Origin of the sequence: Marivita lacus, from assembly GCF_014637725.1 — a bacterium.
In the GTDB taxonomy this organism is placed as follows: domain Bacteria; phylum Pseudomonadota; class Alphaproteobacteria; order Rhodobacterales; family Rhodobacteraceae; genus Marivita; species Marivita lacus.
Genome location: NZ_BMFC01000004.1, coordinates 16,993 through 28,860 on the forward strand (window position 1 = coordinate 16,993; position 11,868 = coordinate 28,860).

The 11,868-nt window shown below is 62.7% G+C and carries 13 protein-coding genes; 5 read left to right on the forward strand and 8 right to left on the reverse strand.

The window, feature by feature from the left end; all coding sequences use genetic code 11:
• Positions 1-9 precede the first annotated feature (9 nt).
• The 6 genes from IEV82_RS09930 to IEV82_RS09955 all read right to left on the reverse strand — a co-directional run bounded on the left by IEV82_RS09930 (position 10) and on the right by IEV82_RS09955 (position 5,007).
• Positions 10-423, reverse strand: coding sequence for a universal stress protein (locus tag IEV82_RS09930; protein ID WP_188481881.1), 414 nt, complete (start codon positions 421-423; stop codon positions 10-12).
• A gap of 296 nt (positions 424-719) precedes the next feature.
• Positions 720-1,712, reverse strand: a complete 993-nt coding sequence (acuI, locus tag IEV82_RS09935) for an acryloyl-CoA reductase (RefSeq protein ID WP_188481882.1) — start codon at positions 1,710-1,712, stop codon at positions 720-722.
• Positions 1,713-1,809: 97 nt separating this feature from the next.
• Positions 1,810-2,913: a dimethylsulfoniopropionate demethylase gene (locus IEV82_RS09940; protein ID WP_188481883.1), complete on the reverse strand. Its 1,104-nt coding sequence runs from the start codon at positions 2,911-2,913 to the stop codon at positions 1,810-1,812.
• 79 nt (positions 2,914-2,992) lie between these two features.
• The gene (locus IEV82_RS09945) at positions 2,993-3,511 is read right to left on the reverse strand and encodes a DinB family protein (RefSeq protein WP_308420416.1); all 519 of its coding nucleotides are present in this window, start codon (positions 3,509-3,511) and stop codon (positions 2,993-2,995) included.
• A 1-nt stretch (position 3,512) separates the two neighbouring features.
• Complete coding sequence (locus tag IEV82_RS09950) at positions 3,513-4,217, reverse strand: DUF1326 domain-containing protein (protein WP_188481884.1); 705 nt, start codon at positions 4,215-4,217, stop codon at positions 3,513-3,515.
• A 1-nt stretch (position 4,218) separates the two neighbouring features.
• Complete coding sequence (locus IEV82_RS09955; protein ID WP_188481885.1) at positions 4,219-5,007, reverse strand: DUF2182 domain-containing protein; 789 nt, start codon at positions 5,005-5,007, stop codon at positions 4,219-4,221.
• Positions 5,008-5,067: 60 nt separating this feature from the next.
• Between IEV82_RS09955 and IEV82_RS09960 the strand changes: the two genes are divergently transcribed.
• The gene (locus tag IEV82_RS09960; protein ID WP_188481886.1) at positions 5,068-5,793 is read left to right on the forward strand and encodes a FadR/GntR family transcriptional regulator; all 726 of its coding nucleotides are present in this window, start codon (positions 5,068-5,070) and stop codon (positions 5,791-5,793) included.
• Between the two features lie 5 nt (positions 5,794-5,798).
• On the opposite strand, the gene IEV82_RS09965 is transcribed toward IEV82_RS09960, so the two are convergent.
• Complete coding sequence (locus tag IEV82_RS09965) at positions 5,799-6,551, reverse strand: cytochrome c biogenesis CcdA family protein (protein WP_188481887.1); 753 nt, start codon at positions 6,549-6,551, stop codon at positions 5,799-5,801.
• 103 nt (positions 6,552-6,654) lie between these two features.
• Between IEV82_RS09965 and IEV82_RS09970 the strand changes: the two genes are divergently transcribed.
• Positions 6,655-6,876, forward strand: a complete 222-nt coding sequence (locus IEV82_RS09970; protein ID WP_188481888.1) for a sulfurtransferase TusA family protein — start codon at positions 6,655-6,657, stop codon at positions 6,874-6,876.
• Positions 6,877-6,943: 67 nt separating this feature from the next.
• Here the strand turns inward: IEV82_RS09970 and IEV82_RS09975 are convergent, their stop codons facing one another.
• A complete protein-coding gene (locus IEV82_RS09975; protein ID WP_188481889.1) occupies positions 6,944-9,814 on the reverse strand; it encodes an Rne/Rng family ribonuclease in 2,871 nt (956 codons plus the stop codon).
• A 445-nt stretch (positions 9,815-10,259) separates the two neighbouring features.
• Here IEV82_RS09975 and IEV82_RS09980 point away from each other — a divergent pair, with 445 nt between their 5' ends.
• The 3 genes from IEV82_RS09980 (at position 10,260) to IEV82_RS09990 (ending at position 11,786) form a co-directional block, all read left to right on the forward strand.
• On the forward strand, positions 10,260-10,736 hold the full coding sequence (locus IEV82_RS09980) for a YbaK/EbsC family protein (protein WP_188481890.1): 477 nt from the start codon (positions 10,260-10,262) through the stop codon (positions 10,734-10,736).
• A gap of 99 nt (positions 10,737-10,835) precedes the next feature.
• Positions 10,836-11,264 (forward strand): DUF2852 domain-containing protein, encoded by a 429-nt coding sequence (locus tag IEV82_RS09985; protein WP_188481891.1) that lies wholly within the window; start codon positions 10,836-10,838, stop codon positions 11,262-11,264.
• Between the two features lie 72 nt (positions 11,265-11,336).
• Positions 11,337-11,786: an RDD family protein gene (locus IEV82_RS09990; protein ID WP_188481892.1), complete on the forward strand. Its 450-nt coding sequence runs from the start codon at positions 11,337-11,339 to the stop codon at positions 11,784-11,786.
• The last annotated feature ends 82 nt before the right edge of the window (positions 11,787-11,868 follow it).

An 11,868-nucleotide genomic window follows, 5' to 3' on the forward strand; every position in this document is an offset into this window, starting at 1 on the left:
CCAGGGACGTCACCGGACCACCATCACCGACACGTTCGCCCGCTTTGCGACCGTGCCCCCGTTCGACGGCCAGATGTAATCGGTGATGTTGGGCACATGGCTCGCCATCACCACCAGATCCGCCCCGGTCTCCTCGACCGCCTTGAGCAGGGTCGGATCGAGATCCGCCGCCGGGTCATGGCTGGTCAGGCCCACACCTTCGGTTCTTGCACCCGTCGCCTCGCTCTGTTGCTGCGCGAACGCGGTCATCTTCGCGGTGAATTCCTGCGGCGTATGCGCGACCGCTCCCGGTGTCTCAGCCGTGACACCGACATAGATGACGGTTGCATCGTAATGTCGCCCCAGATCCGCGGCACATGTCAACGCGCGGTCCAGTGTCTCGACATGCGCCAGGTCCACCGGCACCATGATTCGATTGAACAAGTCTGTCCCTCCTGCTTTGTCTGCCAGCACGTCGCGCGTGCCGGTCTGGGGACGCGGCCTTTGGGCAGAGTGCCCTGCCTCGTCTCGGTGCCAAAGCGCCCCCGAACATCACCCCGATGCGGGCGACATGTCACAAGACTAAACGAAACAACCGCCCCGATGCAAACCGGAGCGGTGATTGATGTCGCATTTGCGACACAGACGTGCTTCGAAATTCCTTTGGAACACACAGAATTTCGGAAATTTCACCTCGGGACATGTCGCTTTCAGGCGATCACGTCCAAGATGTCGTGGACTTATCCGGCAGCGACATCCACCACGACGCGGCCCTTGACGTGACCTTTCAGGATCTCTTCGCCAAGCCGTGGCAGATCGGCCAGCGTCGCCGGCGTCACCATCGCCTCGAGCTTGTCCATCGGCAGATCCTTGGCGATCCGCTGCCATGCGCGCACACGGTTCTCGTAGGGCTGCATCACGGAATCGATTCCCAGCAGGTTCACCCCGCGCAGCAGGAACGGGATCACCGTGGCAGGCAGGTTGGCACCGCCCGCAAGACCCACCGCCGCGACAGACGCACCGTATTCCATCTGCCCCAGCACGCGGGCCAGCATCGCGCCGCCGACCGCATCGACGCAGCCACCCCAGCTTTCGCTTTCCAGCGGGCGCTTGACGGTCTCGTTGATCTCTTCGCGCGCCACGATCTGCGAAGCCCCCAGCGATTCCAGATAGGACGCCTGTTCCGGACGCCCCGTCACCGCCGCCACCTTATGCCCCAGCGCCGCGAGGATCGCCGTCGCCACCGATCCGACACCGCCCGCGGCCCCGGTCACCAGAACCGGCCCCGGCTTGATGCCGTGATCCTCCAGCGCCATCACCGCCAGCATCGCGGTGAACCCGGCCGTGCCCACCGCCATCGCCTGACGCGTGTCGAGCCCCTCGGGCAGCGGCACCAGCCAATCGGCCTTGACCCGCACCTTCTGGCTGTAGCCGCCCCAATGCGCCTCGCCGACACGCCAGCCGGTCAGGATCACCTTGTCGCCCGGGGCGTAACGCGCGTCATCCGACGCCTCGACCGTGCCGGCAAAATCGATGCCCGGCACATGCGGATAGTTCCGCACCAAACCGCCTCCCGGCCCGATGCACAGCCCGTCCTTGTAGTTCACGGTCGAATATTCGACCGCAACCGTCACCTCGGCCTGAGGCAGATCGCCCAGTTCCAGTGTTTCCACCGCCGCGGATGTCTTGCCGCTCTCCTCGTCCTTGCGGACCACCAATGCGTTGAATCCCATGGCTCGTCTCCTTTTGCTGTCGTCACAACTTCTCTGGTTCAAAAATATCTCGGGGAGCGTGAGGGGCTGGCCCCTCACTCCCCAACTCTGCAACCGCTCAGACCCAGAAGGTTTCCGAAACCTGCGCCGCGCGCACTTCGCGCGGCAACACCACATCCAGATCGGTGCCCTCGTCCCAATGGGTCATGCGTACCATGCCGATGGCCACGTTGGTGCCGAAATCCGGGCTCCACGCCGCACTGGTCACCTGCCCCACCTGAATGTCTCCGGCCATCAGCGGCCACGGCCTGTCGCAGACAGGCACCCGGTCACCGTGGATCTCGATCGCCCGGATCTGCCGCACCGGCCCTTCCTGCGCCACCCGCAAGAGCGCATCGCGCCCGACGCAGCCGATGGCGGTCTGCGTGTTGCAGAACTTGCCCAACCCGCATTCATGCGGCGTGTTGTTGTCGGTCATGTCATTGCCATAGCTCAGCAACCCGCCTTCGATCCGTTCGATCAGGTTGGGACAGCCCGCATGCACATCCAGATCGCGCCCCGCCTCCATCAGCGCATTCCACAGCGGCATGCCCAGATCACTGCCCTCGACGTAGATCTCGAACCCGCCCTGCCGCGAATAGCCCGACCGCGCCACCGCCAGCGACCGGCCCTGGAATTCGAGCATGCGGAAGCGGAAGAACCGGATGTCGCGCACCTGATCGCCAAACACCCGCGCCATCAGATCGTCCGCCTTCGGCCCCTGCACCGCCAGCGGCGACACGTCAGGCTCGTCCACCAGCACATCCAGCCGGAACCCGTAGGCCAGCCCCTTGACCCAATAAAGCAGATCGCTGTCCGCAATGGAAATCCACCAGCGATCCTCCGCCAGCTTGACCGCCACCGGATCATTGAGCATCCCGCCGGTCTCATCGACGATGGGCACGTAGTAACACTGCCCCGGCAGCATCGATCGAAGGTCGCGCGGCGTCAGCATCTGCATCAGCCGCCCCGCATCCGGACCGCGCAGCTCGACCTGCCGCTCACAGGCGACATCCCAGACCTGCACCGCCTCTTTCAGATGGCGGTAATCCTCTTCGACCGACCGGAACACGGTGGGCAAAAGCATGTGGTTGTAGACGGTGTAGCCCTTGACCCCCGCCGCCTCATTGCCATCGGAAAACGGAGTGCGCCGCAACCTGCGCGACGGAGAGATCAAAGCCATGCACATACCTCATGCACAAGTAAACGGGAGGGTGGGCGGGGCGACGTGCCTGCACGAGCGCCGTCCTGCTGAACCGGGATCAGAGCCAAGGCCCCTCGTCCGGCATGAAGGCCAGATCGGTGACAGGCGCCTTGGCCCCCGCCGCCGTCAGCATCGCGTGGATCTGCCCGCGATGGTGGGTCTGGTGGTTGAAGAAATGCAGGATGCACAGATCAAGCGGCTTGGCCATGTCGCGGCCCATCGCGCCGGAATACCAGGTCAGGTCGCCTTTCAGGTCGATCGCGCGCAGCTTGTCGGCCCAGTGCAGGATGCGCGCATCGACACGGTACCGCTCTCCGGCCCAGGCGGCTGCGGTGGGCTGCAGGTCGACACTGTCGGCAATGCCGCCCTCGGGCCGGGCACCGCCATCGAACCGCGACATCCACATCATGTCCCCCCAGAGCAGGTGATTGGCCGTACCCAGAAGCGAGCCGAAAAAACCCTTGCGATCGCGGCGCAGCTCGGCATCGGGCAACACATCGAACGCCGCCCGCAGTTGCGTGTTCTGCCAGGCGTTATACCGCGCCATCGTCACGCAATATTCCGGGAAGATCATCATCTTACTTGGGTCCAGACCAATTGATCGGGCAAATCTCAGCCGATTTGCCGCCAAAATCCCAGATACGGCCGTAGTCGCGCACCTTGGACTTGAGTCCCCTTGCCGCGATGATGTCCGGGCCCATCCAGTACTTTGAATTGGTGATCATCACCGGGTGATCGGGATCGCCGCCATCGAGCATCTCGATCTCGCCCTGGATCTTGCGCCCGATATACAGCCCGCGCTTCTTGCCTTCGCGCACGATTTCGACCTTTTCGCGCTCGGCGCCCACGATGTCGCTGACCAGCATCGTGAAAAGCCCGGTCGTGCCCCCCGCAGCCCCGCTGAAGATCTGCAGGATGCCGTTATAGGCCTTTCCGCTTGCGCGCTCATCCACATAGGCCGCCACTTTCCAGCCGCCTTCGGCCATGCGACCCGGGATCTCGACCATCAGCCCAACGTTCAGGCCCGACAGGCTCTCCCCCTCGTAATGCCCTTCGTCGATGGCAATCGCCATCCACGCATAGCAATGCCCTTCGGTCGGGGGATGCGCGCCAAGGCTGACCACGCAGGGGCAGAAGACCGTACACGAACAGTTCAGGAACAGCTCGCCCTTGATCGCCCACTCGGTCGGTGCCATGCGCCCCCGCTTGGGATTGTCCACCCGCTGGTCGATCCTCTGGCTGACCGGCAACCGGTCCGCATCTGGGCGTTTCTTGACAGCCATCTTATCCTCCCATCACGACAGGCCAGCCGACCACCGCAACACCTGCGGCAATCAACAGAACACCCATCGGTTTTGTTGTATAATGCCCGATCTGGGGCAGTTTTTCGATCACCATGAACAGGGTCGCAAGCCCCATCCAGGCAAGGTTCATCACCCCGCCGACAAATCCCAGTGCCATGAATCCCCAGCAACAGCCGACGCAGAACGCGCCAAGGCCAAGGCCCATGCGCAACCCGCCGTCAAAGCCGGTTTTCCAACGGGTGAGGAAATAGCTCATCGGGCTGTGACACACACCGTGGCACACCTCCTTGGCGCGGGTGAACTGGAACGCACCGACAACGATCAACAGCCCGCCCTGGAAGAATAAGCTGCGCCCTATGCCCAACATGTCGATCACACCGCCGAACAGCAGCGCAAGCTGCACCGCTGTGATCAGCGCCGCGAAAGCCACCCAGACAATCGTGTATCCCAAAAGGACGGCCCACCACCCAATGCGGGTGCCATTGGCACTGACCATCAGATCTTCATAGGCACGCAGTGTCGGCACCATGGTCGGCAGCATCATCGCCGCCATCATGATCGCCCACATGGCAAAGAGCGGCCCGAATTCGGCCATCGGCATCACCATGTCCATGCGGGGGTCCATGTTGCGCATGGTCTCGCCCATCGGCCCCGGACGGCCCAGCAGATCGAGGTCCATGCCCGTGGACATCACGTAAAGGAACACCCAAGACACGAGAATGGCTGCGAAAAACGTCAGCCATCCAATCGTGCGAAATGTCCCCTGCATGCCAAAACCTCCCAGACTCAGCTTGACGATATGAATGTCAGACAATTAAATGTCTGACAAATGGAAAATCCAAAAACCCCACCGAGCCTGTCCGCCAAGATCGCGGACGCCATCCGCACCGCGATCGTCGATGGTCGGTTGCTGGTGGGGGACCGCCTGCCGTCGGAATCCGAACTTGCCGACAATCACGGCGTGTCCCGCGCCACCGTGCGAGAGGCGCTGAAACGGCTGGCGGCGCAATCGCTGATCCGCACGGAACGCGGCGCATTCGGCGGCGCGTTCATCAACCATCTGTCCTACGCCGAGGCCCGCGCGCAGCAGGTCACGACCTCCACGCTGCTGCTGGGGATGAACGCGATCAGCTTTCAGGTGGCCTGCGAGGCCCGCTATGCGCTGGAGCGCAGTTGCACGTCGCTGGCCGCCGAGCGGCGCACCGACGCGCTGCTGGCCACCATGCGATCCGAGATCGACAGCCAATCCACCCGCGACCTGTCGGACGAGGCGTTCTGCGCCTCGGACGTGGCCTTTCACCGCGCGCTTGTGGACTGCGCCGGAAACGAAGTTCTGAGCTATCATCTGGCCGGCAGCGTCGAGGCGATGCAGCCCCTGATGAACATGATCACCTTTACCGCGCGGTCACGCGCCGAAATCATCGACCTGCATCGCGCCATCGTCAGCGGTCTGGAACGCCGTGATGTGGCCTCGGTGGACCGGGCGCTTGCAACGCTCGAAGCCTACACGATCACGCTGGGCCAAACCGTGCTCAAGGCCCGCGCGACGCGCTGAGCGCCTCAGCCCAAAAGCGCGAGCCCCGGGAATGTTTCGAGCAGCCAGAAGGCAAAAGACGTAAACGCCCCGGTCACCAACGCAATCCCGACGATCACCAGCAGCCCGCCCATCGCCAGTTCGATCTTGCGCATGTGCTTCTTGATGCGGTTCATCAGCCCCATCGCGCGGGTCAGGAACATCGCCGCCAACAGGAACGGAATGCCCAACCCGGCGGCATAGACAGCCAGCAGGACCGTGCCCCGCGCCACCGACGCCTCTGACGCCGCCATCGACAGGATCGCACCCAGCTGCGGCCCGATGCAGGGCGTCCAGCCGAACGCAAAAGCCAAGCCCAGCACGTAGGCACCAAAGGCCGATCCGCCCTGCTGACCCGATTCAAGCCGCGCCTCCTGATCCAGAAACGGAATGCGGAACACGCCCAGAAAATGCAGGCCGAAGATGATCACGACCACCCCCGACGCCTGCGCCAGTTGCGTCTGGTACTGAAGGAACAAGGACCCGAAGGCCGAGGCGGTGAACCCCAGCAGGATAAAGATCGTCGACAAGCCCAAGACAAAGAACAGCGCCGCCATGACGCCCTTCCTGCGGCCTTCGCCGCCGGCCTCGATATCGGCCACGCTGACACCCGACATATAGGCCAGGTACGGCGGCACGATGGGCAACACGCAGGGGCTGAGGAACGACAACGCCCCCGCCAGAAGCGCAATGCTCATGGCCGGAAACAGGGCTGCGTCGATGATCTGAAATTCCAACATTCTTTCGACATAGGCCAAGCATCACGCGCTGTCACGCGACGCGGAGTCACATGATCGTGCCAAGCCAGTGGACAGCGGCAGCGCACAGGCCTAAATCCCGCGCATGACACAAGAACTCGATGCCACGGGGCTGCTGTGCCCCCTTCCCGTCCTGAAGGCGCGCAAGCGCCTGATGGGCCTGTCTTCGGGCAGCGAATTGCATGTGCTGACGGATGATCCGGCGGCCATCGTCGACATGCCGCATTTCTGCAACGAGGCGGGCCATACACTTGTGCGCAGCGAAACGCGGGACGATGCCATGCTCTGGGTCATCCGCAAGGCCTGAGCCCACAACGCAAAACGCCCCCGTGCCTGACACGAGGGCGTTTTTTTTCAGTTTATGCTGCTTCGGATCAGCGACCCAGGGTCCACCATCCCCGACGCTTCTTGCCGGAATCGTCGTCTGACCCGTCATCGGCATCTGCACCCACGGTTTCGGGCACGGCTTCAGGCTCGGGCGTCTTTTCAGGCTCGGGCGTCTGCTCTGCTTCGACAGGCGCTTCGCTGACCGGCTCGGCCTCTGCGACCGGCTCCTGAGCCGACGCGGCCTCTTCGACGATTTCCGCAGGAGACACCACCTCAGGCACCGGCGCGATGTCCTCGGTCGGGATCACCGTCAGGGCAGGTTCTTCCGCCGTTTCTGGCTCTTGAGCAACAGGCTCCTCAGCCACAACAGGCTTCTTCGCGCGCGACCGTCTGGCCGGAGCTTTCGCGGGCTTCGGAGCCTCTTCGGCCTCGGCAGCAACCGCTTCACCTTCTGCTGCGGGTTCGGGCTTCTTGCGCGACCGGCTGCGGGGCTTCTTCTTGGGCGCTTCTTCGGCGACGGGTGCCGCCTCGTCCGCCTCTGCCTCGACCTGCGCGGCCTCGGGTTCGGATGTCACCGCTTCTGCCGCAGGCTTGCGCGACCGGCTGCGGGTCCGCTTGGGCTTGGCCGGAGCTTCGTCGTCGGACGCAGCTTCGGTCACCGCGTCGTCGGTCGAGTCGGCGTCGTCTGTCGCATCGGCATCATCGGATGCGTTTTCGGCAACGCGTGCCGCGTAATCCACATCCGACTCGCCCTCTTCCTGACGATCCCGGTTGCGGTTGCGGCCACGGCCCCCCCGGCGCGACCGGCGGCGGCGCTTCTTGGGCTTGGACTCGTCATCCTCGCCATTCGCCTGACCTTTGCCATTGCCATTGCTCTTGGCCTTTGTCTCGACCGGTGTGGCCTCGACCTGCTGTTCCTCGTCCTCGTCGTCTTCGTCCTCGGCGGCATCCTCGTCCACCTGATCCATCAGCGAGGTGTTGACGGACACGACATGCAGCGGCGCTTCGGGCACCACGCGGGTCGCGGTCTTGAACTTCTCGATGGTGAAATCCGGGCTGACCAGATGCACGTCACCTTCGATGCGGACCGACATGCCATACCGGGCCTCGATCTGGGCCACGTGTTCGCGCTTCTGGTTCATCAGGAAGTTGGCAATGGACACGGGACAGCGCACCAGCACTTCGCGGGACCGGCGGCGCACGCCCTCTTCCTCGATCTGGCGCAGCACCTGCAACGCCATGTTGTCATCCGACCGGATCAGACCTGTGCCATGACAGCTTGGGCAAGGCTGGGTTGTCGCCTCGATCATACCCGGGCGCAGACGCTGGCGTGACATCTCCATCAGGCCGAAACCGGAAATCCGGCCAACCTGGATGCGCGCGCGGTCGTTCTTGAGCTTGTCCTTGATGCGCTTCTCGACGGCGGCGTTGTTCCTGCGCTCGTCCATGTCGATGAAGTCGATCACGATCAGACCGGCAAGGTCGCGCAGACGCAGCTGGCGCGCCACTTCCTCGGCGGCCTCAAGGTTGGTCTTGAGAGCCGTTTCCTCGATCGAGCCTTCCTTGGTCGCCCGACCCGAGTTCACGTCGATGGCCACAAGCGCCTCGGTCACGCCGATCACGATATAGCCGCCCGACTTGAGCTGCACCGTCGGGTTGAACATCGCCGACAGATACGATTCCACCTGATGCCGCGCGAACAGCGGCATGGGTTCGGCATAATGCTGCACGTTCTTGGCGTGGGACGGCATGATCATCTTCATGAAGTCCTTGGCGATGCGGTAACCGCGCTCGCCCTCGACCAGAACCTCGTCGATATCGCGGTTATAGAGATCGCGGATCGACCGTTTGATCAGGTCGCCCTCTTCGTAGATCTTGGCCGGAGCGATGGATTTCAGCGTCAACTCGCGAATCTGTTCCCACAACCGCTGGAGGTATTCGTAATCGCGCTTGATCTCGGTCTTGGTGCGCTTGGCGCCTGCCGTGCGGATGATCAGGCCCGCGCCCTGCGGCACGTCGATCTCGTTGGCGATTTCCTTGAGCTTCTTGCGGTCGGGTGCGTTGGTGATCTTGCGGCTGATGCCGCCGCCCCGCGCGGTGTTGGGCATGAGCACGCAATAACGGCCCGCCAGCGACAGGTAGGTGGTCAGCGCCGCGCCCTTGTTGCCGCGCTCTTCCTTGACGACCTGCACCAGAAGAATCTGACGGACCTTGATGACTTCCTGGATCTTGTAGCGCTTGGGACGCGGCTTGCGCGCCGGGCGGATGTCCTCGTGGGTGTCGTCATCGGCAACGGATTCGATGTTCTCATCGCGATCCGCCGGCTCCGACTTGTCATCATGGTCGTCATCGTCATCGTCATCGTCGTGATCGGAGGTAAAGGACCGTTCAATGTCCTCGGGCTCTTCGACCGGCGTGTCCGACACGGTCTCCATCGGAGACAGGCCTTCGCCATCATCGTCCTCGTCATCGAGGTCGATCGTCTCCATCCCCGAGATCTCGTCCGAGATTTCCTTGGTGGCAACCGCATCATCGCCATCCGCCTTGGCAGCGCGCGACCGGTTGCGGCCTCGCCCCCGACGCGACTTGGGCTTTTCATCCTCGTCTTCGCGCCGCGCCTGCGATTCCGCATAGGCGCGCTCTTCTTCCATCAGCGCTTCGCGGTCCGCGACCGGGATCTGGTAGTAATCGGGATGGATTTCCGAAAACGCGAGAAACCCGTGGCGGTTGCCGCCATAGTCGACAAAGGCCGCCTGAAGCGACGGTTCGACCCGGGTTACTTTTGCGAGGTAGATATTTCCAGCAAGCTGGCGTTTGTTCTCGGACTCAAAGTCAAACTCTTCGACCTTGGTTCCGTCGACCACGACTACGCGGGTTTCCTCCGCGTGGGTGGCATCGATAAGCATTTTCTTGGGCATATGTTCCGTGCGCACAACCGTCGCGGCCCCCGTCTTTCATAAAGAGGGCGGGATCGGGTGTGTCTTGTCAAGGCGAGTGCGTGCGCAGTGGCTGGCCGGGGTGAAATGCCCCGTTGCTCTGGCCTCATGTCCTGCGCGCGTTTCATCGCGTTTCTTCTCCGACGCAGATCACCTGGGTGACCGCATCCATTGCGAACCTGATGTTCGGATAAACCTCAGGTGTTTGTAGAAGGCCTTTTGGGCCGTATCAGCCTGCTCTGACCTCAGGACACTCTGCCGATGATCAGAACAGCGAAACTCTTGTGCCACACTCCGAGAGACGGATTGGGCTGTCGATCATGATAGAGGCAGAGCGACCCATTGCACAATGGGCAATCGCATCTTTTCTGCATATGTCTGGTGTCTTAAGACACAATCATCGCCCGATCAGACAAAATGAGTCCCCATGAGCAAGAGCCTCGCCCGCGTCCGTGCAGCCATTGAAACGCTTGGCCTGACCGCCGAAATCCGCGATGTCGGGCAGGCCCGCACCGCGCAGGAGGCCGCAGACAGCGTCGGCTGTCACCTCGACCAGATCGCCAAGTCCATCATCTTCCGCGCCGAACACAGCGGCGATGCGGTGCTGTTCCTGACCGCTGGCGGCAACCGGGTCGATTCGACCAAGGCATCGGCCTGCGCGGGCGAACCGCTGGGCAAGGCGGATGCCGACCTGATCCGTGCGCAAACCGGCTTCGCCATCGGCGGCGTTTCCCCTATCGGGCACCTGACCCCGATCCGCGCATGGCTCGATCCGCGCCTGCTGGAATTCGACGTGGTCTGGGCCGCCGCAGGCACGCCCCGGCATGTCTTTCCGCTTGACCCAAAGCTGCTGCCGAAAATTTCTTCGGCACAAATATCTGATTTCACGTCACAAAATAAGTAAATGTAAAAAACATTCACATAAACTCTTGCAAACCGGCCGTGCATTTCCGATTTGTTCAATGTGAAGGACATTCACATCACGCAAACAACGGAGTTGACAATGAGCACGATCACTGCCCCCGCTTCACTTACGGCCCGCATGGGTTGGTTTTCCCGCGCCGAGGCGTGGCTCGACGACAAGGGCAAAGGCGCCTGGATCGCCGCAATGGTCCTTGGTTTCATCTTTTTCTGGCCCGTCGGCCTCGCCCTTCTGGCCTACATGATCTGGAGCAAACGCATGTTCAATTCATCCTGCAGCCGCAGAAGCAACCGCAGCCTGTCGCCGACCTTCAACACGATGCGGTCCTCGGGCAACGCCGCTTTCGATGCCTACAAGACCGAAACCCTGCGCCGCCTCGAAGACGAGCAGGAAAATTTCGAAGCCTTCCTCAAGCGTCTGCGCGACGCCAAGGACAAGGCCGAGTTTGACCAGTTCATGGACGACCGCGCCAAGACCAACCGCGAACAGCGCGACTCTGCCGAGGCCTGATCCTTGCATCCCCGCACAGTGGCCCCATATCGGGGCCACGCCTGTCCTGACCCAAATCCAACGGTTTCCCCGATGCACGCCAGCAACACCTACCCCAACCTGCCCGACCCGGTGGTCCAGCCCGAATTCTACGACAGCGTCCCGATCAAGCGCGGCATCGCCTGGCTGATCGACGCGGCGCTCATCCTCGTGCTGGTGGTTCCCATCGTCGTGATGACCCTCTTCGTGGCGCTGTGGTTCCTGCCGCTGCTGTTCTTCGTGGTGGGCTTCATCTACCGGGTTGCCACCATCACCGGGGGCTCGGCCACATGGGGCATGCGTGTCATGTCCATCGAGTTCCGCGACAGCCGGGGCGAACATTTCGACTTCAGCCAGGCCTTCATGCACACGCTGGGCTACACCGTGTCGATGTCGGTCTTCCCGCTGCAACTGATCTCGATCGCGATGATGTTCCTCACTGAACGCGGCCAGGGGCTGACCGACATGCTGCTGGGCACCGTGGCCATCAACCGCCGGGCCTGACCGCCCGCGTCAAACCGATTGACAGACGCCCCGCCCTTTGCCATCGAAGCGCAGATGTGCCGACGATGGCGTCGTCGGGCCG

Bases quoted from the DNA above. Each gene is read 5' to 3' on its own strand.
- IEV82_RS09955 (WP_188481885.1), bottom strand. From the start codon at position 5,007: ATGCAGGGGACATTTCGCACGATTGGATGGCTGACGTTTTTCGCAGCC.
- IEV82_RS09980 (WP_188481890.1), top strand. From the start codon at position 10,260: ATGAGCAAGAGCCTCGCCCGCGTCCGTGCAGCCATTGAAACGCTTGGC.
- IEV82_RS09965 (WP_188481887.1), bottom strand. From the start codon at position 6,551: ATGTTGGAATTTCAGATCATCGACGCAGCCCTGTTTCCGGCCATGAGC.
- IEV82_RS09985 (WP_188481891.1), top strand. From the start codon at position 10,836: ATGAGCACGATCACTGCCCCCGCTTCACTTACGGCCCGCATGGGTTGG.
- IEV82_RS09950 (WP_188481884.1), bottom strand. From the start codon at position 4,217: ATGGCTGTCAAGAAACGCCCAGATGCGGACCGGTTGCCGGTCAGCCAG.
- acuI (WP_188481882.1), bottom strand. From the start codon at position 1,712: ATGGGATTCAACGCATTGGTGGTCCGCAAGGACGAGGAGAGCGGCAAG.
- IEV82_RS09970 (WP_188481888.1), top strand. From the start codon at position 6,655: ATGACACAAGAACTCGATGCCACGGGGCTGCTGTGCCCCCTTCCCGTC.
- IEV82_RS09990 (WP_188481892.1), top strand. From the start codon at position 11,337: ATGCACGCCAGCAACACCTACCCCAACCTGCCCGACCCGGTGGTCCAG.
- IEV82_RS09960 (WP_188481886.1), top strand. From the start codon at position 5,068: ATGGAAAATCCAAAAACCCCACCGAGCCTGTCCGCCAAGATCGCGGAC.
- IEV82_RS09940 (WP_188481883.1), bottom strand. From the start codon at position 2,913: ATGGCTTTGATCTCTCCGTCGCGCAGGTTGCGGCGCACTCCGTTTTCC.
- IEV82_RS09945 (WP_308420416.1), bottom strand. From the start codon at position 3,511: ATGATGATCTTCCCGGAATATTGCGTGACGATGGCGCGGTATAACGCC.
- IEV82_RS09975 (WP_188481889.1), bottom strand. From the start codon at position 9,814: ATGCCCAAGAAAATGCTTATCGATGCCACCCACGCGGAGGAAACCCGC.